The following is a 24,391-nucleotide window of genomic DNA, read 5'->3' as shown; positions in this document are numbered from 1 at the left end:
CCGACCCGTCGAAGCCCGGCCGTCACTCCCCCGCCAGGACCACGACCTCCTCGGCGGCGAACGTCACGCCCACCCTCGCGCCCTCCTCCGGGGCCTCCCCGAGGGGGCACTCCGCCTCCAGGGCGGGGCCGTCGGCCGGGCGCAGCAGTACGGCGACGTGCCGGCCGCGGAACGTCCGGGCCTCGACGGCGCACGCCAGGCCGTCCGACGGAGCCCCCAGCCGGACGCCGCCCGGGCGTACGAGGATCTGCCGCGCCCCCTCCGGCGACCCGTCCGGGACCGGGATCTTGCCCCACACGGTCTCCGCGGCGGCGCCGGTCACGGTCCCGGCCACGATGTTGTCGAAGCCGAGGAAGCGCGCCACGAACGCGGACGCCGGCCGCTGCCACACCTCCAGCGGGGTGCCGGACTGGGCGATCCCGCCCTCCCGCATCACGACGACCCGGTCGGCGAGCGCGAACGCCTCCCCCTGGTCGTGGGTGACCGCGAGCACCGTCGTACCCAACCGGGCGAAGAGGCCCCGCAGTTCGACCACGAGCCGTTCCCGCAGCCCTCGGTCCAGCTGGCCGAGCGGCTCGTCGAGCATCAGCAGCCGGGGGCGCGGGGCGAGGGCGCGGGCGAGCGCCACGCGCTGCTGTTCGCCGCCGGAGAGCGAGGCGACGGCTCGCCCCGCGGCGCCGGGCAGTCCGACGAGGTCCAGCAACTCCCGTACGCGAGCGTCCCGTTCGGCCCGCTCCACTCCGTGCATCCGCAGCCCGAAGGCGACGTTGCCGCCCACGTCCCGCTGCGGGAAGAGCTGGTGGTCCTGGAACATCAGCCCGACGCCGCGCCGGTGCGCCGGCACCCCGGCCTGGTCCGCGCCGCCGAGCAGGATCCGCCCGCCGTCGAGCGCCTGGAGACCGGCGACGGCCCGCAGCAGCGTGGACTTGCCGCTGCCGCTCGGCCCGAGCACGCACACGATCTCGTGCTCGGCCACGGTCAGGTCCACCGAGTCGAGCACGGCCCGCCGCCCGAACCGCACGGTCGCGTCCTTGAGCGTCAGCATCAGAACTCCCCGGAGGTCCGGTCGGTGCGGAGCCGTTCCAGCAGCAGCAGGGCCACCGCGCACACCACCATCAGAATCGTCGAAAGGGCCATGGCCTGGCCGTAGTTGAGCTCTCCGGGCCGGCCGAGCAGCCGGGCCACGGCGACCGGCAGCGTCGGGCTGTCGGGCCGGGCGATGAAGACCGTCGCCCCGAACTCGCCGAGGGACACCGCGAAGGCGAACCCGGCCGCGATCAGCAGCGCCCGCCGCACCAGCGGCAGATCCACCTCGCGCCAGGCGCGCAGCGGCGACGCCCCGAGCACGGCCGCCGCCTCCCGCAGCCGCTCGTCGACCGCGCGGAGCACGGGCAGCATCGTGCGGACGACGAAGGGGACGCCGACCAGCGCCTGCGCGAGCGGCACGAGGATCCAGCTCGCCCGCAGGTCGAACGGCGGCTCGTCCAGGGTGATCAGGAAGCCGAAGCCGACGGTGACGGCGGAGACCCCGAGCGGCAGCATCAGCAGCGCGTCGAAGCCGCGCACGAGCCGTCCGGCCCGCCGGGTCAGCGCGGCGGCCGCGAGTCCGCCGATGACGAGAGCGATCAGGGTGGCGACGACGGCGTACCGGAGCGAGTTCCCGATCGTGTCCAGCAGCGGGACGAGGAAGGTGCCGGAGGGGTCCGGGGTCTGCAGCGCCCGGTAGTAGTCGAGGCCGTATCCGTCGGAGGTGGCGAAGGACCGCTCGACGAGGACGCCGAGCGGCAGCACGATCAGCAGGGCGACGGAGAGCAGGACGCCCGCGAACAGCGCCCACTGCCCGATGCCCCGGGGCCGGCGCGCGGTCTGCTCGGGCGCGACCAGCTTGAGCGCGGTCTCCCGCCGGCGCACGGTCCGGGCGTGCACGGCGAGGACCACGCCGACGGCGGCGAACTGCACCATCGTCAGGATGGCCGCCGTCGTCAGATCGAAGCGGATGACCGTCTGCCGGTAGATCTCCGTCTCCAGCGTGGAGTACGTGGATCCGCCGAGGATCTGCACGACGGCGAACGAACTCGCGGTGAAGAGGAACACCATCAGCGCGGCTGCGGCGACGGACGGGGCGAGGGCCGGCAGGGTCACGGTCCGCCAGGCGGTCCAGCGGGACGCCCCGAGCACCCGGGCGGCCTCCTCCTGGCGCGGGTCGAGCTGCGCCCACAGCCCGCCGACGGTCCGTACGACGACGGCGTAGTTGAAGAAGACGTGCGCGATCAGGATCGCCCACACCGTGGTGTCGAGCCGCACGCCCCACAGCTCGTCGAGGAGCCCGCCGCGTCCGACGAGCGCCAGGAAGGCCGTACCGACCATGACGGTCGGCATCACGAAGGGCACGGTGACGACGGCGCGCAGCAGCCCCTTGCCGGGGAAGTCGAAGCGGGCGAAGACGTACGCGCCGGGCAGCGCGATCAGCAGGGTCAGCCCGGTGGAGGCGAGTGCCTGCCAGAGGGTGAACCAGAGGGCGTCGAGGATCTCCGGCCGGCCCAGCGTCTCGCCGAACCGGCCGAACCGCCACGCGCCGTCGACCCTGAGCCCGCGCTCGACGATGGAGACGACGGGCCAGGCGAAGAAGAGCGCGAAGAAGGCGACGGGCACGGCCATCAGGCCGAGCCGCGCCGCGCTTCCCCTGCGGTCGGGAACTACTTCAGAACGAGCGACGACCACTGCTGGATCCACTGGTCACGGTTCTCGGCGATCTTCTCGGGCGCCATCGTCAGCGGCTTGTCGATCACCACGCCGTGCTTCGTGAAGAGCTCCGGCAGGGTGGCGTCCTCGGCCACCGGGTTGACGAACATCTGCAGCGGCATGTCGTCCTGGAACTTCTTGGAGATCAGGAAGTCGATCAGGGCCTTGCCGCCCTCGGGGTTCTTCGCCCCGTTCAGCAGCCCGGCGAACTCGATCTGCCGGAAGCAGGTGCCGGTGGAGACACCGGTGGGCGCCTCCTTGGGCTGCGGCTCGGAGTAGAGGACCTCGACCGGCGGGCTGGAGGCGTACGAGACGACCAGCGGGCGGTCGCCCTTGGCCTTCTTGCCGCCGGCCGAGCCGGAGAACTCCTGGTTGTAGGCGAGCTCCCAGCTGTCGACGGTCTTCACGCCGTTGGCCTTGAGCTTCTTCCAGTAGTCCTGCCAGCCGCCGTCGCCGTACCGGGCGGCGGTGCCGAGCAGGAAGCCGAGGCCCGGGGAGGAGCGCTCGGGGTTCTCGACGACCAGCAGGTCCTTGTACGCGGGCTTCGCGAGGTCGTCGAAGGTCTGCGGCGGCGCCAGCTTCTTGTCCGCGAAGTACTTCTTGTCGTAGTTGACGCAGATGTCACCGGAGTCGATCGGGGTGACCCGGCGCTCCTTGTCGAGCTGGACCTCGGCGGGGATCCGGTCCAGGCCCTTCGCCTCGTACGGGACGAAGATCCCGTTGTCGAGCGCGCGGGACAGCAGGGTGTTGTCGACGCCGAAGAAGACGTCGCCCTGCGGGGAGCCCTTGGTCAGGATCTCCTTGTTGACCGCCTCGCCCGCGTCACCGCTCTTGAGGACCTTGACCGTGAGGCCGGTCTGCTTCGTGAACTCCGCCAGCACCTCCTTGGAGGCATTGAAGGAGTCGTGGCTCACGAGGGTCACGGTCTTCGGCACGGGCTCACCGCTCTTGCCCGCCGCGCCCCTGATGTCCTCGGTACTGCAGGCGGCGAGGGCCGTGACGCCCAGCGCGGCGGCTACGCCCGCGGCGACCATCTTCTTGGTGATCACTGAAATGTCCTCCTGGGTGTGACCAGGAAGAGACGCGGCCCTGCCGACCGGAAGGCGGGCAGGGCGCAACAGCTCGAGTTACGACCGAACTTCCTACCCAGAATGACCTGGGCAAGGTTCAGAGGGTCTGCGGTCCTGACCGCACTCTCAGCGCTGTGGCGCTCCCCTGTCGGAATATGCAGATGTGTTCGAGCACAGAGTACAAGGTCAGCGTTCGGACGCCGCCAGCTGTCCACAGGCGCCGTCGATCTCCTGACCGCGGGTGTCACGGACGGTCACCGGGACGCCGTGGGCGGCGATGGCCTCGACGAACGCCTTCTCGTCCTCGGGACGCGACGCGGTCCACTTCGACCCGGGCGTCGGGTTCAGCGGAATGAGGTTCACATGGACCCTCTTGCCCTTGAGCAGCCGCCCGAGGAGGTCGCCTCGCCACGCCTGGTCGTTGATGTCGCGGATCAGGGCGTACTCGATGGAGATCCGGCGGCCGGACTTCTCCGCGTACTCCCACGCCGCGTCGAGGACCTCACGGACCTTCCAGCGCGTGTTGACGGGCACGAGGGTGTCGCGCAGCTCGTCGTCGGGGGCGTGCAGGGAGACGGCGAGCCGGCACTTGAAGCCCTCGTCGGCGAAGCGCAGCATGGCGGGCACGAGACCGACGGTGGAGACCGTGATCCCGCGCTGCGACAGGCCGAGACCGTCCGGCTCGGGGTCGGTGAGCCGCCGGATGGCGCCGACGACGCGCTTGTAGTTGGCGAGCGGCTCGCCCATGCCCATGAAGACGATGTTGCTGAGCCGCGCGGGCCCGCCGGGCACCTCGCCGTCACGCAGGGCGCGCATCCCGTCGACGATCTGGTGCACGATCTCGGCGGTCGACAGGTTCCGGTCCAGACCGGCCTGGCCGGTGGCGCAGAACGGACAGTTCATCCCGCAGCCGGCCTGCGAGGAGATGCACATGGTGACCCGGTCCGGGTACCGCATCAGCACGGACTCGACGAGCGTGCCGTCGTGCAGCTTCCACAGGGTCTTGCGGGTGGTGTCGTCGTCGCACGAGATGTGCCGGACCACGGACATCAGGTCGGGCAGCAGCTCGCCCTGCAGCTTCTCCCGCGAGGACGCGGGAATGTCGGTCCACTCGGCGGGGTCGTGGGCGTACCGCGCGAAGTAGTGCGTGGACAGCTGCTTCGCGCGGAACGGCTTCTCGCCGATCGCGGCGACGGCCTCCTTGCGCTCGGCGGGCGTGAGGTCGGCGAGGTGCCGCGGCGGCTTCTTGGCTCCGCGGGGGGCGACGAAAGTGAGTTCTCCGGGCTTGGGCATGGTGGTACCAGTGTCGCAGACGGAACCCTGTGGCCTGGGGCGGAAGCCATGGGCGGCGGTCGTCATGGCCGTCCCCGGGCGTCGCACGTGGCCCTCGGACGGCCCAGGACTTCCCTCCCCACTCTTGCTCGGCGAGCGAAACCCCAGATCAGGGCGTGTGCCATCGCCAGCGCGCCGAACCGGCGGAGGCTCTCCCTCGTCCAGGCGCACCGCCCTCACCCGACTCCCCAGGGAGGCATCCGGGCCGCCCGCGCACCTGGCCCCGCACGCCGACGGCCCGGCTCCCGCTGTGATCGGGATGCCGGGCCGTCGCCGCGTGTGCTTCGGCTCGCTGGTCTCAGGGGTTGTCGAACAGACCCGGGTCGACCCGGGCGCTGATGCCCTCGATGGCGCCGTCGGGTGCGAGCGACACGTCGACGATGACGGGCTGGACGGGGTGCGGCGGGAGGATCGGGTTCGGCGGGACGACGGGACCCGGCGGGAAGACCTTGAAGAAAGTGGGGCGGAAGGTCAGCGGGGTGACCGGGCCCGGCGGGTAGGTGACTTCGTTGGTGTCGCTGCCGACGAAGCGGTAGCTGTCGCCGCTGACCTCGCCGATGCCGGTGGTGTTCAGCAGGGTGCTGGTCACGCGGGCAGTGCCGCCACCTCCCGGCTCGGGATCGGTCACGACCCGGACCCGGACGCTGCCGGTGATGTCGATCGGCTCCGAGAAGAGCGCGCCGAACGTGCCACTCAGGGGCAGCACGACGGTCTCTCGGTCGATCTCCTGTGCGGGCTGGGCCGCCGCGGTGGTCGTGGCTGCGGTGGTGGCCAGGCCCAGCGTGGCCAGTATGAAACCGGCCTTCGTGGCGGCGCGCGTGAAAGGACCGCGCATGGGTGCTCCCATCGGTGAGGCGGGACCGCGTCGTGACGCCCGTCCCGCGAACGGAATCCCAGCCTGTCCAGTCGACCGGACACGTGTCGCGCCGGACCGGACCGGTGGAGTGACAGCGCCGCCGACGGGACCGCGCGCTCGTCGAAGCCGGTGAGTTCACCGGGCTCGGGCATGGTGCTGCCGGTGTCACAGACGCGCGCGGGTGTGGGCCGGGCCGTCCCGGCGGCCCCGGGGTACCGGAGGGGTGCCCGTAGTCCCGCTCGGCCCTCAGACGGACCGGAGCGTGTTCGCGGCGTGCTCCCGCACCGCGATCCGTGCCAGCTTCGTCAGCATCATGCCGTTGCGGACGGCGACGAGGTAGTCCACCGGCAGCCCGTGCATCCGGGTCCCCGGGCCCCGCAGCGGATGCCAGTCGAGCGTGAAGAGCGTGTGCTCGCCCCACGGGAGCAAGGTCATCGCGATCCGGGCCGCGCCGAAGGGCTCCGCCCGCGCCTCCAGCTCCAGCCGGCGCTGCGGCTCGCAGATACGGACGACGACCGTGTCGTCGAGGGTGAGGGGGCCTCCGCCGACCCGGACCTTCAGCCGCGCACCCACGTCCGGCCAGTGCGGGTCGGCCGCCAGGACCTGCTGGGTTCCCGTGACCCACTCCCCGTAACGGTGACCTTGGGACAGCAGCCGCCAGACCTCCGACGGCGAGCTCAGGATCAGACGGCGGTTCCGGGCCACGCCGATCACGCTCCTTCCGGACGGTGGGGCCGTCACGGGCTCGCCTTCCGGCGCCCCGGGCCTCACCCCCAGACTCACGCGGACCGCCCGCCACCGCCCTCCAGCACGTCCGAACGGATTCCGGCCGCCCCGCGCCCGCCCCCTCAGGTCCGCGCGGCGCCGGGCTGCCTGGAAGGGATCCGCGGGGTGAAGAACAGCGCGAGGACGGAGGACAGCGCGAGGATCGCGAGGGCGGCCCGCAGGCCGTCCAGACGGGCGGCGGCGTTCGCCTCCATCGCGGCCTGAGTCACCTCCGGCGTGGTGCCCGCCTCGTCGAGAGCCGTCATCAGCTGCTCGTCCGACAGGAACGGCACACCGCTCTGCAGCTCGACGGCGGCCTTGTTCTTGACCTCGGCCGGGATCGCCGCGTTCTGCTCGACGCTGGTCAGGAACGAGGCGGTGAGCGCCCCGATGAGAAGCGACCCGGCAAGTGCCGTACCGATCGACGCGCCGAGATTGGTCACCGCGTTCTGCACGCCGCCGACCTCCGCACTCCGGCTGTCCGGAACGGCCGACACGGTCACCGAACCGAGCTGCGAGGCCAGCGCCCCCATCCCCAGCCCGATCAGCAGCAGGGGAACGGTCACGATCTCCGCGCCCGCGTCGGCGTCGAGCGCGGCCATCATGGCGAGCGCCCCCGCCAGCAGCGCCAGCACCCCCAGCCGCACCACCCGCCGCGGCGAGACGTCCGGGAGGAAGCGCGGGATCAGGACGGCCGCCGCCAGCAGCGTCAACGAGAGCGGCAGGATGCGCGCCCCCGTCGCCAGCGCGGACAGGCCCAGGGCGATCGACAGATAGAGCGGGACGACGAAGAACACGCCCATCTGGACCAGGTACTGGAAGAAGAACATCGTCAGACCACCGGTGAGCTGCTTGTTCCGCAGCATCTCCGGGTCGACCAGCGGCTCCCGGCCGCGGACCGCGAGCCGCGCCTCCCACCGCAGGAAGAGCCACACCAGCAGCAGGCCCACCAGCATCGTCCACACGACCATCGAGACACCCAGCCACGACGGCGCGTCCGGCTTCGGCCGGAACCAGCCCCATTCGTCCGAGCGCAGCACACCGTAGACGAAGATCCCGAGCCCGAGCGCGGACAGCACGACCCCGAGGAGGTCGATCCGCGGCCGCTCCTCCCCCACCGCGTCGGCGATGCGCCGGGCGAACACCAGGATGACGAGCACCACCAGGACCTCACCGGCGAAGACCCACCGCCAGGAGAAGTACGTCGTGGCGACACCGCCGATCAGCGGCCCCAGGGCGATGGCCACCGCCCCGGCGGCCGCCACGATGCCGTACGCCCCCGCGCGCCGCTCCGTGGCGAAGTTCCCGGCCACCAGAGCCACGATCGCCGGCATGATGAGCGCCGCACCGATCCCCTCCAGGAACGACCAGCCGAACAGCAGCAGCGGAAGGTTCGGCGCCAGCGCCGTGGTCAGGGACCCGCAGCCGTAGACGACACAGCCGATCATGAACGCGCGCCGACGGCCGATCAGCGCCCCGACCTTGCCCCCGGGGATCATGAACATCGCCATCACCAGCGTGTACGCCGTGATCGCGCCCTGGATCCCGGTGACCGTGGTCCCCACGTCGTCGGCCACCGTCGCGATCGAGACGTTCATGACGGAGCTGTCGAGCGCCATCAGGAACTGACCGGCCGCAAGGGTCAGCAGGACCAGTCGCGCCCCCGCCGCCGGGCCTTCCGCGCTGCCTCCCCTGGGTGCCATGGGCGCATCGTGCCAACGCCCCCGACGGCGGAGCGACGACCCGCCGGAGACGTCCACCGCATGGCGGCACCGACAAGCGGAAAGGGCCCGCCGTCCCCCACGGGGGACGGCGGGCCCTTCACCACGAACGCCTGCCTCAGGTCGTACCGACGAACAGCACGAACAGCAGCCACACCACCGGCGCGGTCGGCAGCAGGGAGTCCAGCCGGTCCATGATGCCGCCGTGACCCGGCAGCAGCGTCCCCATGTCCTTGATGCCCAGATCACGCTTGATCATCGACTCGCCGAGGTCACCGAGCGTCGCGCTCGCCGCCACCGCCAGGCCCAGCAGCAGACCCTGCCACCACGAACCACCGTCGATCAGGAACTCCATGCACAGCGCGCCCGCCGCCATCGCGAAGCCCACCGCGCCGAACAGACCCTCCCGGGTCTTCCCCGGACTGATCCGCGGAGCCAGCTTGTGCCTGCCGAAACGCCAGCCGATCGCATACGCGCCGGTGTCGCTGACCACCGTCAGCACGAGGAACGTGAGCACGCGCTCCGCCCCGTCGTCGGCCGTGAGCATCAACGCCACGAACGTCGCCAGGAACGGCACGTAGAACGCGGCGAACACACCCGCCGTGACGTCCTTCAGATAGCCCTCGGGCGGCTCCGTCATACGCCACACCAGCACCGCGAGCGCCGTGAGGGCCATGGCGACCCACGCACCCTCGACACCCCGGACGTACCCGGCCACCACCATCGCCGCACCGCCGACGGCGAGCGGGACGAGCGGGGCCTTGATGCCCTTGCGCTCCTGCAGACGGGACGTGAGCTCCCACAGACCGACGACGACGGCGACCGCTATGACACCGACGAACGCCGCCTTCCAGATGAACAGGGACGCGACGATCACGGCGCCTAGCCCGACGCCGACCCCTATGGCCGCACCCAGGTCGCGCCCCGCGCTCTTCTTCTGCGGAGCCGCGGGCGCGGGCTGCGACGGGCTGGACATGGGCTCCTGCGGGTGCTCGTTCGGCGTCTCGTCACGGAACAGGGGACCGCTCCGCTGAGCGGCCCCCCGGTCGTGGTCGTCCTGGTGATCGCCGGCGGGGACGTCGGGCACGATGGGCATGGGCCGAGTCTGCGCCGCCTGCAGCCCATCGTATGCGGGACCCGCCGGGGCAGGCCCCTGGTCGGGCCCCCAGTAGCCGGAACCGGCCGGGGCCCCCCAGGAAGAGTCGTTCATCAGACCTCGAGCAGCTCGGCTTCCTTGTGCTTGAGCAGCTCGTCCACCTGCGCCACGTACTTCGCGGTGGTGTCGTCGAGCTCCTTCTCGCCGCGGCGACCCTCGTCCTCGCCGACCTCGCCGTCCTTGACCAGCTTGTCGATGGTCTCCTTGGCCTTGCGGCGCACGGAACGGATGGAGATCTTCGAGTCCTCGGCCTTGCCCTTGGCGACCTTGATGTACTCGCGGCGGCGCTCCTCGGTGAGCTCCGGGAACACCACACGGATGATGTTGCCGTCGTTGCTCGGGTTGACACCGAGGTCCGAGTCACGGATCGCCTGCTCGATGTTGCGCAGCGCGCTCTTGTCGAACGGGGTCACCACGGCCATGCGCGGCTCGGGCACCGAGAACGACGCCAGCTGATTGATCGGCGTGATGGCACCGTAGTAGTCGGCCACGATCTTGTTGAACATCGCCGGGTGCGCACGGCCGGTGCGGATCGCGGCGAAGTCCTCCTTGGCGACCACGACGGCCTTCTCCATCTTCTCCTCGGCCTCGAGGAGGGTCTCTTCGATCACCACTTGCTCCTGCGTGTCGTCGCGTCTTGTCCTGCACGGTGTACGACCGGCAGGGCTCTGTCCATCCCCTCGCGGGGAGGTACCCGGATTCGAGCCGAGGCTCAGGCCCGGGTGCCCTGGTCGCTCACGAGAGTGCCGATCTTCTCACCCTTCACCGCGCGCGCGATATTGCCCTCCGCGAGCAGTTCGAAGACGAGGATCGGGAGATTGTTGTCGCGGCACAGCGTGATGGCGGTGGCGTCCGCGACCTTCAGGTCCCGGGCGAGCACCTCGCCGTACTCCAGCGCGTCGAACTTGACCGCGTCGGGGTTCGCCTTCGGGTCGGAGTCGTAGACCCCGTCCACGCCGTTCTTGCCCATCAGCAGGGCCTCGGCGTCGATCTCCAGGGCACGCTGGGCGGCCGTGGTGTCGGTGGAGAAGTACGGCATTCCCATGCCGGCACCGAAGATGACCACACGGCCCTTCTCCAGGTGGCGCACGGCACGCAGTGGAATGTACGGCTCCGCGACCTGGCCCATGGTGATGGCGGTCTGGACTCGGGAGTCGATGCCCTCCTTCTCCAGGAAGTCCTGGAGGGCGAGGCAGTTCATGACGGTGCCGAGCATTCCCATGTAGTCGGAGCGCGCCCGGTCCATGCCGCGCACCTGCAGCTCGGCGCCGCGGAAGAAGTTGCCGCCGCCGATCACGACCGCGATCTCCGCCCCGTCGCGGACGACCGCGGCGATCTCGCGCGCGATTTTGTGCACGACGTCGGGGTCGACGCCGAGCGCGCCGCCGCCGGCGAACGCCTCGCCGGACAGCTTCAGCATGAAGCGGCCGGACTTTTTGCCGTGGATGTCGTCGCCCTGTGCGGCGCCCTGGTTCATGGAGATCTCCTCGTGCACATACGACGAAGGCCATTGCCGGTGGGTCCTTGCGGTTTCCCGTACGGCAATGGCCTCCTCGTCAGATCTGCGGTCGTCCTACGCGAGCGTGGACGACTGCTTCAGACCCTACCGGGGTCCGGTGTCCGTTGCGTACGGACTCAGATGCCGACCTTGATGCGGGTGAAGCGCTTCAGGGTGACACCGGCCTCGTCCAGGATCTGCTGGACGGACTTCTTGTTGTCAAGGGCGTACGGCTGGCCGAGCAGCGTGGCGTCCTTGAAGAAGCCGTTGACGCGACCCTCGACGATCTTCGGGAGCGCGGCCTCGGGCTTGCCCTCGGCGCGGGTGGTCTCCTCGGCGACGCGACGCTCGGTCTCGACGACCTCGGCCGGAACGTCCTCACGGGTGAGGTACTTCGGCGCGAAGGCGGCGATGTGCTGGGCGACACCCTTGGCGACGGCGGCGTCGTCCTTGTCGAACTCGACGAGGACACCGATCTGCGGCGGGAGGTCCGGCATCGTGCGGTGCATGTACGCGAAGACGAAGCCGTCCGAGTACTGCGCGAAGCGGTCCAGGACGATCTTCTCGCCGAGGTTGGCGTTGGCCTCGTCGACGAACGCCTGCACGGTCTTGCCGGCCTCGATCTCGGAGGCGAGCAGCGCCTCCAGGTCGGCCGGGGAGGACGCGGCGACGTGCGCGGCCAGCTGGTTGGCGACGGCCTGGAACTTGTCACCCTTGGCGACGAAGTCCGTCTCGCACTTCAGCTCGACGAGGACACCGGAGGTGTTGTCGTCGGCGATGAGGGAGACGACGGCGCCGTTCTCGGCAGAGCGGCCCTCGCGCTTGGCGACGCCCTTCTGGCCCTTGATGCGCAGGGCCTCGACGGCCTTGTCGACGTTGCCGTCGGCCTCGTCCAGAGCCTTCTTGCAGTCCATCATGCCGGCGCCGGTGAGCTCACGGAGCTTCTTGACGTCAGCGGCGGTGTAGTTCGCCATGAGTCTGAGTTTCTCTCTCGAAGTCTGAAAGATCTACGGGTGGACGGCGGGGGCTTCGTGGGCCCCCGCCGTCGACATCCGAAACAACCGGACCTGTGAAGGTCGGGCCGTGGGTCAGGCCTGCTCGGCCTCGGCGGCCGGAGCCTCGGCGGCCGGAGCCTCAGCGGCCTCGGCCTTCTCGGCCTCGGCGGCGGCCGGAGCCTCGGCCTCGTCAGCCTTCTTCTCACCCTCGAGCAGGTCGCGCTCCCACTCGGCGAGCGGCTCGCCCGCGGCCTTCTCGCCCGGCTTCGAGTCGCCGGTCGCGGCGCCGGAGCGGGCGATGAGGCCCTCGGCGACGGCGTCGGCGATCACGCGGGTGAGCAGGGTGACGGAGCGGATCGCGTCGTCGTTGCCCGGGATCTTGTAGTCGACCTCGTCGGGGTCACAGTTGGTGTCGAGGATCGCGACGACCGGGATGTGGAGCTTGCGCGCCTCACCGACGGCGATGTGCTCCTTCTTGGTGTCGACGATCCAGACGGCGCTCGGCACCTTCTGCATCTCGCGGATACCACCGAGGGTCTTCTCCAGCTTGGCCTTCTCGCGGGAGAGGACCAGGAGCTCCTTCTTGGTGAGACCCGAGGCGGCGACGTCCTCGAAGTCGATCTGCTCAAGCTCCTTGAGGCGCTGCAGACGCTTGTAGACGGTGGAGAAGTTGGTGAGCATGCCACCGAGCCAACGCTGGTTGACGTACGGCATGCCGACACGCGTCGCCTGCTCGGCGATGGCCTCCTGGGCCTGCTTCTTCGTACCGACGAACATGATGGAGCCGCCGTGGGCGACGGTCTCCTTGACGAACTCGTAGGCGCGGTCGATGTACGACAGCGACTGGAGCAGGTCGATGATGTAGATGCCGTTGCGCTCGGTGAAGATGAAGCGCTTCATCTTCGGGTTCCAGCGACGGGTCTGGTGACCGAAGTGGACGCCGCTCTCCAGCAGCTCCCGCATCGTGACGACGGCCATGGCCGTATCTCCTTGAGTTTTCTCGGTTATGTCCTGACGCCCCGACGCGCCGTGCCACAAGGGACCGAAAGGCGCTGCCACGACCGGTGAGGGTTGGGTGGCGGGGCGTGCGAAGTCGACCCGGTGACCCGGATCGCCATAGGAAGTGTACGGGACCCGGGGCGTGCCGGGTGACGGCGCTGTCCACAACCGACCGGTATTCCACAGATACCGGCCATGATCCCCATGAAGCGGGCGCCCACGCGAGGGTGATCCCCATGCACCTCACGACACTGCTCCTGACAGCCGCCCTGATCTGGCCCGTGGGACCACCCCGCCCCGAGATCATCCGCGGCTGGGACCCACCCGCCGGCCCCTACGGCCCCGGCCACCGCGGCCTCGACCTGGCCGCCCCACCGGGCACCCCGGTGAAAGCGGCGGCCTCCGGAGTCGTCACCTTCGCGGGCCGGGTGGCGGGCCGCGGAGTCCTCACGATCACCCTGCCGAACACCGGAAACCCACCACTGCGCACCACCTACGAACCGGTGGAGGCCACCGTCGCCCCCGGCACCACGGTCACCCGCGGCCAACCCGTCGCCACCCTCACCGAGCCACCCGGGGAAACCCCGCACTGCCCGGAGTCCTGCCTCCACTGGGGCCTCCTGCGCGGCGACACCTATCTGAACCCCCTGTCGCTCCTCCGCCAGGGCCCATCGAGGCTGCTGCCGGTGACAGGGATGCCTTGACGCACGACCACGACGGGGAGGGGAGGGAGGGGGGCGGGGGGAGGGAGAGGGGGGCGGGGGGGGGAGGGCCCCCAGGGGGATCAGCCGCTGACGCCTCGGAGGGCCATGGCGACCGCCGCGTCGGCGATCCGGTCCGGCTCCTCCGCGGCTCCGAGCTCGATGCGGCGTACGGCCGCGTCCACGACGCCCTGGAGGAGCATCGCACCGAGGCGGGGCTGGGCCTGGCCGAGGTCCGCGAGCGCTTCGACGATCATGGCGACGAGACCGCCGTGGGCCGCGCGGATCTTCTCGCGTGCGCCGTCGTCGAGCTCGCTCGCGGAGATGGCGACGACCGCCCGGTGGCGCCGGTCCCCCACCAGCTCCAGCTGCTTGCGCACATACGCCTCGACCTTGCCCTCAGCCGTCTCGGCCTGGGCCATCGCCGCCTCGACCTCGGCCGCCCAGACGGGGAAGTCGACGGCGCACAGCTCCTCGACCACGGCCGCGCGGGAGCGGAAGTACTCGTACACCGAGGAGCGGGCCAAGCCCGTGCGCTCGGCGAGGGCGGGGAAGGTCAGCGCCTCCGTACCGCCCTCGGACAGCAGGGATCGCGCGGCGTCCAGCAGGGCGCCGCGCTGCATCGTCCGGTGCTCGGCCACACTGGCCGCTCGAATCCTGGGCACGGCTCCACTGTACGACCGGCCCCGCGGCGTCAGCGCCCTACGTCGGCCAGCTTGGCCCGCAGCTGCAGCACCGACTTGGTGTGGATCTGGCTGACACGGCTCTCGGTGACGCCGAGGACGTGGCCGATCTCGGCGAGGGTGAGGCCTTCGTAGTAGTAGAGCGTGACGACGGTCTTCTCGCGGTCGGGAAGCGTGTTGATCGCACGGGCGAGCAGCCTTCTGAGCTCGCGGTCCTCGGCGATCTCGACGGGATTGTCGGCGGCGGTGTCCTCGAGGGTGTCCATGATGGACAGCCGGTCGCCGCCCTCTCCTCCGACGTGCAGCAGCTCTTCGAGTGCCACGACGTTCGCGAGGGACAACTGGCTGAAAACAGCGTGCAGTTCCTCCAGAGCGATGCCCATCTCGGCGGCCACCTCGCTCTCGGAGGGGGTCCGTCTCAGCTGGGCTTCGAGGGTGGCGTAGGCGCGCTCGACGTTGCGCGCCTTCTGGCGCACGGAGCGGGGGATCCAGTCCAGGGCCCTCAGTTCGTCGATCATGGCGCCGCGGATGCGGGTGATGGCGTAGGTCTCGAACTTGATCGACCGTTCGACGTCGAATTTCTCGATGGCGTCGATCAGCCCGAAGACTCCGGAGGAGACGAAGTCGGCCTGTTCCACATTGGACGGCAGTCCGACGCTGACGCGGCCGGCGACGTACTTCACGAGCGGGGAGTAGTGCAGGATCAGCTGTTCGCGCAGCCGCTCGTCGCCTGTGTCCTTGTAGGAGCGCCACAGTTCGTCGAGCGATGTCGGTGCGGGCGGTCGCACGGTGCCTCCCCGGGCTGCTGGGGGCACCGCAGCGCGGTCAGACCCGGAGGTGTGCTGGGGCATGCGTCGCCTTGAGCCGTTCTGCTGTGGAGTGGGTCGGTGGGTGTGTCCGGTAAGGAGTCCTGGTGAGCGTAGCGTGACTGGACTGTCGCGGTGAGCGAACCTCTGCGGATCGCGCCGGTCCGGGTGGCCGCCCTCGACCACACCTTCGAACCCGGGCCGCGGCGCGTGCGGGCCCCTCGGGTGCGGCCGAGAACACTCGGTTGTTCATCGGCATCACCTTTTCACCCGAATGCTCCAGGTCAAGCACCGCCTCGCCGCGCGTTCGTCCCTTCTGGGGGGCTGTTCGTCAATCGCCAGCCATCGCCTTGCCGTTCGACGAACCCGAGGGCGTGCAGTTCGTACAGCTTGGCGAGGGTGTCGTCGGGGGTGGCGGCGGCGCGGTCGGCGATCTGTGGAGTGGGGGTGGGACGGCCGGCGGGGAGGGCTTCGAGGATGTGGGCCGTGTGGGGGTCGAGGAGGTCTCTGGGGAGTACGGGGCCGCGGCGGGTGGGGGCGAGCTGGCCCATGGCGCCGACGAGTTCGATCACTTCGTCGGCGTCGGTGACGAGGGTGGCTTCGCCGCGCAGGAGTTCGTGGACTCCGGCGGAGAGGCCGCTGGTGACGGCGCCGGGGACGCCCATGGTGTGGCGGCCGAGGCGGTGGGCGTTGCGGGCAGTGACGAGGGAGCCGCTGCGGTACTGGGCCTCGACGACGACGGTGCCTCGGGTGAGTGCGGCGATGACGCGGTTGCGGAGGATGAATCGGCTGGGGGTGGGGTGGCTGCCGGGTGGCAACTCTCCTACGAGGAGTCCTTGTTCGGCGATGCGGCCGATGAGTCCGGCGTGGCCGCGGGGGTAGGGGACGTCGACGCCGCAGGCGAGGACGGCGATGGTGGCGCCTTGGGCGGCGAGGGCGCCTCTGTGGGCGGCGCCGTCGATGCCGAAGGCTGCGCCGGAGACGACGACCCAGCCGCGTTCGGCGAGTCCTGAGGCGAGGGTGGTGGCCATGTGCGCGCCGTAGGGGGTGCAGGCGCGGGCTCCGACGAGGGCTACGGAGCGCAGGGCCCAGGCACGCAGGTCGGCCGGGCCGCGGAGCCAGAGTCCGATGGGGCGGGTGTCGCCGAGGTCGTCGAGTTGCCGGGGCCATTCGGTGTCGCCGGGGATGACGAGCCGGGTGCCGTGTCGGGTGGCTGTGTCGAGGTCGCGTCGTGGTTCGGCGGTCGCGGCTCGTCGTCGCCAGCCGTCGACGCGTTTCGCTCCGGTGCCGGGGAAGTCCGCGGTGTCGTGGGGTGGGTGGTCGGTGTCGGTGCGGGCCCGGTGATCGGCTGCGGTGGGGTGGCGGAGGCGGTGGAGGAAGCCCGTGGCGCCGTATCGGCGGAGCCAGCGGCCGGCGTGTTCGTCTCCGGGTTCGACGATGCGGGTGAGCGCGGCGCGGGCGAGGCGCTCTTCGTCGGAGGTGGCGGCGAGGCGCTCTGCGTCAGGGGTGGTGGCGGGGCGCTCTGTGTCCGGGCTGCCGCGTTCTTCGTGTGGGGTGGTGCGTTCTTCGTCCGGGGTGGCGTGGGGTGTTTCTTCCGTGCGGTGTTCCGTGCCGGGGCTGCGGTGGGGTGTTGTCGCCGCGTGGGGTGTCGGGTCGGGGGTCATGGGCGGTCTCCTGCTCCGACGGGTACGCCTCGGGTGATGCCGGTGCGCAGTTGGAGGGCGAGTGCGACGTCCTGGGCGTCGGGTCGGTCGTGTCCGGCGAGGTCGGCGACGGTCCAGGCGACGCGGACGACTCGGTCGAGGCCGCGTGCGGTGAGGAGTCCGCGTTCGATGTCGCGTTCGGCGGCGGCGAGGGCTCCGGGGTGCAGGAGGTGGCGGGTGCGCAGTTCGTGTCCGGGGACTTCGCTGTTGACGTTCCAGGGGGTGTCGGCGAGGCGGGCCGCCGCGCGGGCGCGGGCTTCGCGGACGCGGTCGGCGACGGTGGCGGTGGTTTCGCCGCGGCCGCCTTGTCCGAGGAGGTCGGATCGGGTGACGGGTTCGGCTTCGACGCGGAGGTCGACGCGGTCGAGGAGGGGGCCGGAGAGGCGTGCCTGGTAGCGGCGGACGAGGGAGGCGGGGCATTCGCATCCGGCTCCGTGGAGGGTGTGTCGTCCGCAGGGGCAGGGGTTGGCCGCGAGGGCGAGGAGGAAGCGGGCGGGGAGTCGGACGACTCCGGCGGCGCGGGCGACGACGACGTGGCCGGATTCGAGGGGTTGTCGTAGGGCGTCGAGGGCTTTGCCCGAGAACTCGGGGGCTTCGTCGAGGAAGAGGACGCCTCGGTGGGCGAGGGACACGGCGCCGGGGCGTGGGAGGCCGTTGCCGCCTCCGACGAGGGATTGCATGGTCGCGGAGTGGTGGGGTGCGCAGTAGGGGGCGCGGCGGACGAGGGGTTCGCCGGGCGGGAGGATGCCGGCGACGGAGTGGACGGCGGTGACTTCGAGGGACTCCTGTCGGGTGAGTGGGGGGAGGATGCCGGGGAGTCGTTCGGCGAGCATGGTTTTTCCGGCGCCGGGTGGTCCGGAGAGCAGGAGGTGGTGGCTGCCCGCGGCGGCGACTTCGAGGGCTCGGCGGGCATTGTGCTGTCCGGCGACGTCGGCGAGGTCGGGTCCGTCGGTGGGGTCGGCGGCGAGTCCGGTGCCGATGCCGGCGCCGGGGACGAGGAGTCCGGCGAGCATGGCGTCGGGGCGGCCGTCTTCGGCGGTTTCCTCTTGGGGGACGGGTTCGTCGGAGAGTACGGCGATGAGTTGGCGCAGGCTGCGGACGCCGAGGACGGAGACTCCGGGGACGAGGGAGGCTTCGCCCGCTGTCTGTTCGGGGACGACGACGTGTCGGTAGCCGGCTTCGGCGGCGGCGAGGACGGCGGGCAGGACGCCGCGGACGGGCCGGACGCGGCCGTCGAGGCCGAGTTCGCCGATGAGGACGAGGTCGGCGATCACTCGGGGGTCGATGCGTTCGGCGGCGCCGAGGACGGCCGCGGCGACGGCGAGGTCGAAGCCGGATCCGCCTTTGGGGACGGAGGCGGGGCTGAGTCCGACGGTGAGTTTCTTCTGGGGCCATTCGGCGTCGGAGTTGACGATGGCGGCGCGGACGCGGTCGCGGCTTTCGCTGAGGCTCTTGTCCGGGAGTCCGACGAGGGTGAAGGCGGCGACTCCGGCTTCGAGGTCGGCCTGGACCTCGACGACGACGCCTTCGACGCCGACGAGGGCGACGGAGCAGGTGCGGGCGAATCCCATGTCAGGCCACCCCGCGGGCGTGGGTGAGGGCGGGGGCGCCGCGGCGGGGCAGGACGATGCCGATGAGGTCGATGCGGACGCCGCCGTCGGGTGGTGGCCCTCCGTGGCGGTCGAGCCAGCAGGCGGCGAGTCGGTTGAGTCGGTCGGCCTTGGTGGGCGTGACGGCGGCCATGGGGTGTTCGAAGGCGCCTTCGCGGCGTGTCTTCACCTCGCAGATGACGAGGGTGTCGCCGTCGCGGGCGACGATGTCGATCTCGCCGGTGCGGCTGCAGCGCCAGTTCCGCGCGAGGATGGTCATGCCGGCTTCGGTGAGTCGCCGGACGGCCAGTTCTTCTCCGTACCGTCCGAGTGCGTTCCTCGGGTTGGTCGGGCTCGTCGGCTCGGCCGGTTCGGTCGCGCCGGTCGGGTTGGTTCGGTTCGCGGGGCTCGTGGCCTTCCCGCGGCTCGTCGCCCTGGTCGCCCTGGCCTGCTGGGTCGGCCTGGCTTGCTGGGTCGCCCTGGTCGGGCTCGTTGTGGCTTTCGCGGGGGTCACGTGGGTCGTGTTCATTCGGTACCACCTCCGGTACCGACTGTGACGCTCCGCGATCGCGGGTGTGGATCATGGTGGACGGTCGCCCGTCTGTGGACAACCGTCTCACCCTTGCGGGTGGTTTGAGCCCGCGTCTCAGCTGCCGGGGAGCTCCAGGTCGCTCTTGTTGAGCTCCTCGATGTTCACGTCCTTGAAGGTGAGCACCCGGACCTGCTTGACGAACCTGGCCGGCCGGTACATGTCCCAGACCCAGGCGTCGGCCATGGACACTTCGAAGAACACCTCGCCCTGGACCGAGTGCACCTGCATCTCGTAGTCGTTGGTGAGGTAGAAGCGCCGCTCGGTCTCGATCACGTATTTGAACAGCCCGACGACATCGCGGTACTCCCGGTAGAGCTTCAGCTCCATCTCGGTCTCGTACTTCTCGAGGTCCTCGGCGCTCATGGCATGTTCCCCTTCAGCCGTGCGTCCACCTATTGTGCGCGCCAGCCGCTCGTACCCCTAGACGATTTCCGGGGCGAGCACCACCGGCGCGCTCGGCGGTCCCTCGTCGAGCAGCCGGTGCAGCAGCTCGGCGAGTCTGGTCGGGTACACCGTCTCACGCGCCGCCGACAGTTCGGCGGAGGTCCACCACCTCAGCCCCGCGGTACTGCGCGTCTCCAGCTCGGTGAGTCCGCCGGGGGCCGTCGCGGTCTGGGTGGTTCGTGCCAGGTAGTACCACTCGTCCTGGTCCCAGCGCCGTCCGTCGAAGGGGAAGGAGCAGATTCTCTGCCAGATGACGGGGCCGAGATCGACGTCGGTGATCCCGGTCTCCTCGGCCAGCTCGCGGAGCGCCGCCTCCTCTCGGGTCTCGTCGCCCTCCAGGCCGCCGCCGGGCGTGAACCACCACGTCTGGGCCGGGTCGTCGGGCTCGTACCCGTGCATGAGCAGGATGCGGTCGTCGGGGTCGAGCAGCACGACGCGTGCGACCCGCCGCAGTTCCCGCCCGGGCGTCACCGCCCCGGCCGAACCTGCGCCGGCCGAACCCGCCCCATCCGCGCCGGCCGAGCCCGTCACCCCTGCCTGACCGTCGGTACGACCGGCCGGGCCCGTCACCCCTGCCTGATCGTCGGTACGACCCGCCTGGCCGGTCGCTCCTGCCTGACCGTCGGTACGCGTCACGTGCTCACCGTCTCCTTGCCGGGCCGTCCTCCGGCCCCGTCTCCGCGCCCACCGGACGGACCGCCGGACGCTCCGCCGGATCCGGTTCCCGGGCCACCGCCCGGAGCTCCCCCGGAGCGCCGGCCGAGTCGGGCGGCCAGCGGCCCGTAGGCGGCCCCGGTCAGGATCAGTACACACCCGGCGACGATCGCGTAGAAGAGCGGCGTCACGGGCCCGGGCTGGGAGATCCCGCCCGGCAGTGCCGCGAAGCCCTGGGGTCGTGCCAGGACGCCGTTCATGGGCCAGACGACGGCGTCGACGCGGCCGGTGACCGCGGAGCGCGGCACGGAGCCCTGGCCGGCTTCCTCGAGGTGGACGCGGGAGTCGAGGGAGTTGTGCCGCTCGTCGCCGAGGAGGAAGAGGCTGCCGTCCGGCACGGTCGCGGAGAACCGTTGTCCGGAGGCGGGGGCGCCGGGGCTCAGGTACGTCTCCTCGACGGTCTTGCCGTTCACGGTGAGCCGGCCGTCCGCGCCGCAGCACGCGACGGTGTCGCCGCCGATGCCGACGACCCGTTTGACCATCGGCCCGCCGCCCCAGAGCTGGTCCTCGAAGATGACGATGTCGCCTCGTCGGACCTCGTCGCCGTCGACGCGCTGCGCGAGGACCTTGGATCCGACGGCCAGGGTGGGGGTCATGGAGTCGGTGGGCACGCTGTAGGGCTTGTAGAGGACGGCTCCCCAGACGAAGCCGCCGAGGAAGAGGACACAGCCGACGGCCACGGCGAGCCCCGACAGGATGCTGCCGAGGCGGCCGTGGCCGTCCGTTCGTATCGTTCCGCTCATCCCAGCGCTCCCCACCCTCAAGGTCGGTTCGTCGATCTGGGACGGCACCCTACCCGCGCGTTGCTACCCGGCGGTATGCCGGGACTCGAGCCTCTTCCTGCGCCACAGCACGAGGGGCACCGCGCCGGCGAGGCCGGCCGCGCCCGGGGCCACGGCCAGTGCCTGGCTGAGTCCGGGCTGGTCGAAGGTGCTGGGCACGGGGAGCGTCGCCCAGCGGGTGACCGGCCAGGCCACGACGACCGCGCGTCCCACGACCTCGTCGTTGGGGACGGCGCCGCCGCCCGGGAGGTTCTGGTGGTAGCGGGAGTCCAGGGAGTTCTGGCGGTTGTCGCCCATCACCCAGATGCTGCCGTCGGGGATGGTGATCGGCCCGAAGGGCTTGTCGCCGCAGGGCGAGGAGCCGGGGTAGATGTACGAGGTCTCGTCCAGCGGCTTGCCGTTGAGGATGACCTTGCCGCCCTCCTTGCAGGAGACCGTGTCACCGCCCACCGCGATGACGCGCTTGATCAGGTCCTTCTCCTCGGCGGAGGGCATCAGCCCGATGAAGCTCAGGAACTTCTGCAGCGCGTTCGGGTCGGGGGTGGGCTCGCCCTCCAGCCAGCCGCCCGGGTCGTGGAAGACGACGACCTCTCCGCGCTCCGGCTCGGAGCCGAACCAGGGGGTCAGCTTGTCCACCAGGACGCGGTCTCCGCGCTGGAGGGTGTTCATCATCGAGTCCGAGGGAATCGAGAACGCCTGCACCAGGAAAGTCTTGATCAGCAGCGCGAGGAGCAGCGCGATGCCGATCAGCAGGGGCAGTTCCTTCCAGAAGGAACGCGGCTTCTTCTCGCCCTGGCCGGGTCCGTCCTGCTGGTCCTGTCCGGTCTCGCCCTCGCCGTCCGCGGGGTCGGCGTCGTGCGGGCCCGAGGCGTCATCCCTCATGGCCACCGCCGATTCGGCGAGCCGCTCGGGCCTCTCCTCCGGCTCGTCGTGTCCGGATCGTGCGCCGACGGCCACATCCCCCACATCCACTCCTCAGTCCGTGCATATGCCTGCCCCGGAACAGGGACAGGCCCACCACTCCCATAACGAGCGGGAGTTCCGCAGGGGTCGGGAGCCAGGGCAATCCGTTCAGATTCCGCGAGGACACACTATGCGACACACCGTGTGCGGACACAGAACCCGAACGACCGTCCGGTACGGCCGCGAACGTGTCCGGTTCCTCCAGTCGTCGCCAGTGGCTCACCGGCCAGGCGATGACGACGGCCCGACCCACCACGTCCTCCTCGGAGATCGTCCCCTGGTCCTTCTCGTCGAGGTGGAAGCGGGAGTCGGCGGAGTCCGACCGGTGGTCGCCCAGCACGAAGATGCGACCTGCGGGCACCGTCACCTTGAACTTGATCTTCGACGGCTCGTTCCCGGGGTGCAGATACGGTTCATCCAACGGTACGCCGTTGACCTTGACCCGGCCGTCCGCGCCGCAGCACTCGACCGTGTCGCCGCCGACCGCGACGACCCGCTTGATCAGGTCCTGCTCGTCGGCGGAGGGCAGCAGTCCGATGAAGGTCAGGAACTGCTTGACCTGCTTCACGCCGATCGGGTCCTCGGTGACGGGCGCGGTGTCGTCCTGGAGCCAGTTGCCGGGGTCCTTGAAGACGACCACGTCGCCTCGTTGCGGCTTGGAGCCGAACCAGGGCGTGAGCTTGTCGACCAGGACGCGGTCGTCGATCCGGATCGTCTGCTCCATGGAGCCGGACGGGATGACGAAGGCCTGGACGAGGAAGGTCTTCAGGACGAGCGCGATCAGCAGGGCGACGGTGATGAGGAGCGGGATCTCCTTGACCGCGGAGCGCTGGCGCCTGCGCTTGACCTTGCGGGCGAGCCGACGCCGCTCGGCCCGGCCGGGCAGCGGCCGGCCGCCGGCCTGCGTCGGCCGCGTGCCGGTGGGCAGAGGGGTGTCCCCGCGGTGCCCGGCCGGCCTGCCCCGGTTACCCATGGCCGCCCGCCGCGGGAGTGGGTACGGGGTCGAACGCTCCGGTCTCCTCCACCTCGGACCAGCGGCCGAAGGGCCAGCCGATCCAGTCGGCGCGCCCGATCACCCGCTCGACGGGCACCATGCCGCCGCCCGGGCGGCCGAGGTGGTCGCGGGAGTCGCTGGACTGGCTGCGGTGGTCGCCCATGACCCACAGGGTGCCCTGGGGGACGACGATGTCGAAGGGAACCTTGGAGGGCGAGTCGCCCAGCTGGAGGTACCACTCCTGGACCGGGACGCCGTTGACGGTCAGCCGTCCGTCGGCGTCGCAGCAGACGACCCGGTCTCCGCCGACGCCCACGACCCGCTTCACGAAGTCGGTCTCGGCGGGCTCGGCGAGGCCGAGGGCGGCGGCGGCTCCGTGCAGCAGGCCGGTGACCGGGTTCTGCTCGGGGGCCTCCTGGAGGAAGGACCCGGTTCCGTCGAAGACGACGACGTCACCCCGGCGCGGCTGGTCGCCGAAACGGTACGCCAGCTTGTTCACGAGGATCCGGTCCCCGACCTGGAGGGTGGGCTCCATCGAGCGGCTGGGGATGAGGAAGGGCTGCATGACGAAGTGGCTCAGGAGCAGCAGGAAGGCCACGCAGAGGGCGCCGACGGCGCTCGTGCGGCGCCAGGTCCAGCCGCCGTCGTGCCGGTCCGGCTCCGTGGCCGCGGAGTCCGGTCCTTCGGGCCCGGAGGAGTCGGGGAGCGCGTCGGGCTTGGAATCCTGCCCGTGCGTCCCGAAAGAACGCGCGGAGCGCGACCGCTCCTCCGTCTCGGAGGAGCGGTCGCGCTCCGTGTGCTGTGCTTCGGTGTCCATCGGGGGCAGAGCCTATCCGGCCGCCCTGTGAATCATCGCTCCGAAGCGACGCGCGATCGGTGAGCCGGAGCTCAGTTGTCGCGCTTCTCCTTGATCTTGGCGGCCTTGCCGCGCAGCTCACGCAGGTAGTAGAGCTTGGCGCGACGGACGTCACCACGGCTGACGAGCTCGATCTTCTCGAAGATCGGGCTGTTCACCGGGAAGGTGCGCTCGACGCCGACGGAGAACGAGACCTTGCGGACCGTGAAGGTCTCGCTGACGCCCGAGCCCTGGCGGCGGATGACAACGCCCTTGAACTGCTGGATACGGGAGCGGTTGCCCTCGATGACGCGCACGTGGACGTTCACGGTGTCGCCGGGACGGAAGGCGGGGAGGTCGGTGCGGAGCGAAGCCGCGTTGACCGAGTCGAGCAGGGAGGCCATGGTGGTCTCTTTCCTCGCTGATGCCACAGGTCATCAGCGGAACGTTC

25 protein-coding genes and 1 riboswitch are annotated in these 24,391 nt (G+C 70.8%); of the genes, 1 reads left to right on the top strand and 24 read right to left on the bottom strand.

Going from position 1 to position 24,391, the window contains the following annotated elements; all coding sequences use genetic code 11:
* Positions 1 to 22 precede the first annotated feature (22 nt).
* The 12 genes from AB0D99_RS28235 to rpsB form a co-directional block, all read right to left on the bottom strand.
* Positions 23 to 1,045 carry an ABC transporter ATP-binding protein gene (locus AB0D99_RS28235; RefSeq protein ID WP_362368172.1) on the bottom strand — a complete coding sequence of 341 codons (1,023 nt, stop codon included), beginning with the start codon at positions 1,043 to 1,045 and terminating at the stop codon, positions 23 to 25.
* Positions 1,045 to 2,658 carry an iron ABC transporter permease gene (locus AB0D99_RS28230; RefSeq protein ID WP_362368169.1) on the bottom strand — a complete coding sequence of 538 codons (1,614 nt, stop codon included), beginning with the start codon at positions 2,656 to 2,658 and terminating at the stop codon, positions 1,045 to 1,047. Before AB0D99_RS28230 ends, AB0D99_RS28235 begins: the two co-directional genes overlap by 1 nt.
* A 38-nt stretch (positions 2,659 to 2,696) precedes the next feature.
* Positions 2,697 to 3,776 (bottom strand): thiamine ABC transporter substrate-binding protein, encoded by a 1,080-nt coding sequence (locus AB0D99_RS28225; protein ID WP_362368241.1) that lies wholly within the window; start codon positions 3,774 to 3,776, stop codon positions 2,697 to 2,699.
* Positions 3,777 to 3,863: 87 nt separating this feature from the next.
* A riboswitch (TPP riboswitch) is annotated at positions 3,864 to 3,969 on the bottom strand.
* Positions 3,970 to 3,998: 29 nt separating this feature from the next.
* Entirely contained in the window at positions 3,999 to 5,105 is a 1,107-nt protein-coding gene (rlmN, locus tag AB0D99_RS28220; RefSeq protein ID WP_361850956.1) for a 23S rRNA (adenine(2503)-C(2))-methyltransferase RlmN, read from the bottom strand.
* 337 nt (positions 5,106 to 5,442) lie between these two features.
* Positions 5,443 to 5,979: a hypothetical protein gene (locus AB0D99_RS28215; RefSeq protein WP_362368166.1), complete on the bottom strand. Its 537-nt coding sequence runs from the start codon at positions 5,977 to 5,979 to the stop codon at positions 5,443 to 5,445.
* 267 nt (positions 5,980 to 6,246) lie between these two features.
* Positions 6,247 to 6,705 (bottom strand): SRPBCC family protein, encoded by a 459-nt coding sequence (locus AB0D99_RS28210; protein ID WP_362368163.1) that lies wholly within the window; start codon positions 6,703 to 6,705, stop codon positions 6,247 to 6,249.
* A 143-nt stretch (positions 6,706 to 6,848) separates the two neighbouring features.
* A complete protein-coding gene (locus AB0D99_RS28205) occupies positions 6,849 to 8,468 on the bottom strand; it encodes an MFS transporter (protein ID WP_362368160.1) in 1,620 nt (539 codons plus the stop codon).
* A gap of 136 nt (positions 8,469 to 8,604) precedes the next feature.
* The gene (locus AB0D99_RS28200) at positions 8,605 to 9,696 is read right to left on the bottom strand and encodes a phosphatidate cytidylyltransferase (RefSeq protein WP_362368157.1); all 1,092 of its coding nucleotides are present in this window, start codon (positions 9,694 to 9,696) and stop codon (positions 8,605 to 8,607) included.
* A complete protein-coding gene (frr, locus tag AB0D99_RS28195; protein WP_158990977.1) occupies positions 9,696 to 10,253 on the bottom strand; it encodes a ribosome recycling factor in 558 nt (185 codons plus the stop codon). Before frr ends, AB0D99_RS28200 begins: the two co-directional genes overlap by 1 nt.
* 101 nt (positions 10,254 to 10,354) lie before the next feature.
* Positions 10,355 to 11,119 (bottom strand): UMP kinase, encoded by a 765-nt coding sequence (pyrH, locus tag AB0D99_RS28190; RefSeq protein ID WP_362368153.1) that lies wholly within the window; start codon positions 11,117 to 11,119, stop codon positions 10,355 to 10,357.
* 158 nt (positions 11,120 to 11,277) lie between these two features.
* Positions 11,278 to 12,114 (bottom strand): translation elongation factor Ts, encoded by an 837-nt coding sequence (gene tsf / locus AB0D99_RS28185; protein WP_362368150.1) that lies wholly within the window; start codon positions 12,112 to 12,114, stop codon positions 11,278 to 11,280.
* Between the two features lie 114 nt (positions 12,115 to 12,228).
* Positions 12,229 to 13,113 (bottom strand): 30S ribosomal protein S2, encoded by an 885-nt coding sequence (rpsB, locus tag AB0D99_RS28180; RefSeq protein ID WP_362368147.1) that lies wholly within the window; start codon positions 13,111 to 13,113, stop codon positions 12,229 to 12,231.
* A gap of 257 nt (positions 13,114 to 13,370) precedes the next feature.
* On the opposite strand from rpsB, the gene AB0D99_RS28175 reads away from it, so the two are divergent.
* Complete coding sequence (locus AB0D99_RS28175) at positions 13,371 to 13,838, top strand: M23 family metallopeptidase (RefSeq protein ID WP_362368145.1); 468 nt, start codon at positions 13,371 to 13,373, stop codon at positions 13,836 to 13,838.
* Positions 13,839 to 13,918: 80 nt separating this feature from the next.
* Here the strand turns inward: AB0D99_RS28175 and AB0D99_RS28170 are convergent, their stop codons facing one another.
* The 12 genes from AB0D99_RS28170 to rplS all read right to left on the bottom strand — a co-directional run bounded on the left by AB0D99_RS28170 (position 13,919) and on the right by rplS (position 24,344).
* The gene (locus tag AB0D99_RS28170; protein WP_362368238.1) at positions 13,919 to 14,476 is read right to left on the bottom strand and encodes a helix-turn-helix domain-containing protein; all 558 of its coding nucleotides are present in this window, start codon (positions 14,474 to 14,476) and stop codon (positions 13,919 to 13,921) included.
* 53 nt (positions 14,477 to 14,529) lie between these two features.
* Positions 14,530 to 15,369 carry an RNA polymerase sigma factor WhiG gene (whiG, locus tag AB0D99_RS28165; protein WP_362368142.1) on the bottom strand — a complete coding sequence of 280 codons (840 nt, stop codon included), beginning with the start codon at positions 15,367 to 15,369 and terminating at the stop codon, positions 14,530 to 14,532.
* 239 nt (positions 15,370 to 15,608) lie between these two features.
* Positions 15,609 to 16,988, bottom strand: a complete 1,380-nt coding sequence (gene dprA, locus AB0D99_RS28160) for a DNA-processing protein DprA (RefSeq protein WP_362368139.1) — start codon at positions 16,986 to 16,988, stop codon at positions 15,609 to 15,611.
* A complete protein-coding gene (locus AB0D99_RS28155) occupies positions 16,985 to 18,598 on the bottom strand; it encodes a YifB family Mg chelatase-like AAA ATPase (protein ID WP_362368136.1) in 1,614 nt (537 codons plus the stop codon). Before AB0D99_RS28155 ends, dprA begins: the two co-directional genes overlap by 4 nt.
* 1 nt (position 18,599) lies before the next feature.
* Positions 18,600 to 19,145, bottom strand: a complete 546-nt coding sequence (locus tag AB0D99_RS28150) for a YraN family protein (RefSeq protein ID WP_362368133.1) — start codon at positions 19,143 to 19,145, stop codon at positions 18,600 to 18,602.
* A 117-nt stretch (positions 19,146 to 19,262) separates the two neighbouring features.
* Positions 19,263 to 19,571 (bottom strand): DUF2469 domain-containing protein, encoded by a 309-nt coding sequence (locus AB0D99_RS28145; RefSeq protein WP_005311352.1) that lies wholly within the window; start codon positions 19,569 to 19,571, stop codon positions 19,263 to 19,265.
* Between the two features lie 57 nt (positions 19,572 to 19,628).
* Positions 19,629 to 20,123 (bottom strand): NUDIX hydrolase, encoded by a 495-nt coding sequence (locus AB0D99_RS28140; RefSeq protein ID WP_362368234.1) that lies wholly within the window; start codon positions 20,121 to 20,123, stop codon positions 19,629 to 19,631.
* Positions 20,124 to 20,284: 161 nt separating this feature from the next.
* A complete protein-coding gene (gene lepB, locus AB0D99_RS28135; protein ID WP_362368131.1) occupies positions 20,285 to 21,109 on the bottom strand; it encodes a signal peptidase I in 825 nt (274 codons plus the stop codon).
* Between the two features lie 63 nt (positions 21,110 to 21,172).
* A complete protein-coding gene (gene lepB / locus AB0D99_RS28130; RefSeq protein ID WP_362368231.1) occupies positions 21,173 to 22,105 on the bottom strand; it encodes a signal peptidase I in 933 nt (310 codons plus the stop codon).
* Positions 22,020 to 23,084 carry a signal peptidase I gene (lepB, locus tag AB0D99_RS28125; protein ID WP_362368128.1) on the bottom strand — a complete coding sequence of 355 codons (1,065 nt, stop codon included), beginning with the start codon at positions 23,082 to 23,084 and terminating at the stop codon, positions 22,020 to 22,022. Before lepB (AB0D99_RS28125) ends, lepB (AB0D99_RS28130) begins: the two co-directional genes overlap by 86 nt.
* A complete protein-coding gene (gene lepB, locus AB0D99_RS28120; RefSeq protein WP_362368125.1) occupies positions 23,077 to 23,922 on the bottom strand; it encodes a signal peptidase I in 846 nt (281 codons plus the stop codon). The genes lepB (AB0D99_RS28125) and lepB (AB0D99_RS28120) overlap by 8 nt, the downstream gene beginning before the upstream one ends.
* A 71-nt stretch (positions 23,923 to 23,993) precedes the next feature.
* Entirely contained in the window at positions 23,994 to 24,344 is a 351-nt protein-coding gene (gene rplS, locus AB0D99_RS28115; protein WP_356894105.1) for a 50S ribosomal protein L19, read from the bottom strand.
* Positions 24,345 to 24,391 lie beyond the last annotated feature (47 nt).

The sequence above is a fragment of the Streptomyces sp. NPDC047971 genome (assembly GCF_040653355.1).
In the GTDB taxonomy this organism is placed as follows: domain Bacteria; phylum Actinomycetota; class Actinomycetes; order Streptomycetales; family Streptomycetaceae; genus Streptomyces.
This window is presented reverse-complemented; position numbering and strand designations above follow the sequence as displayed.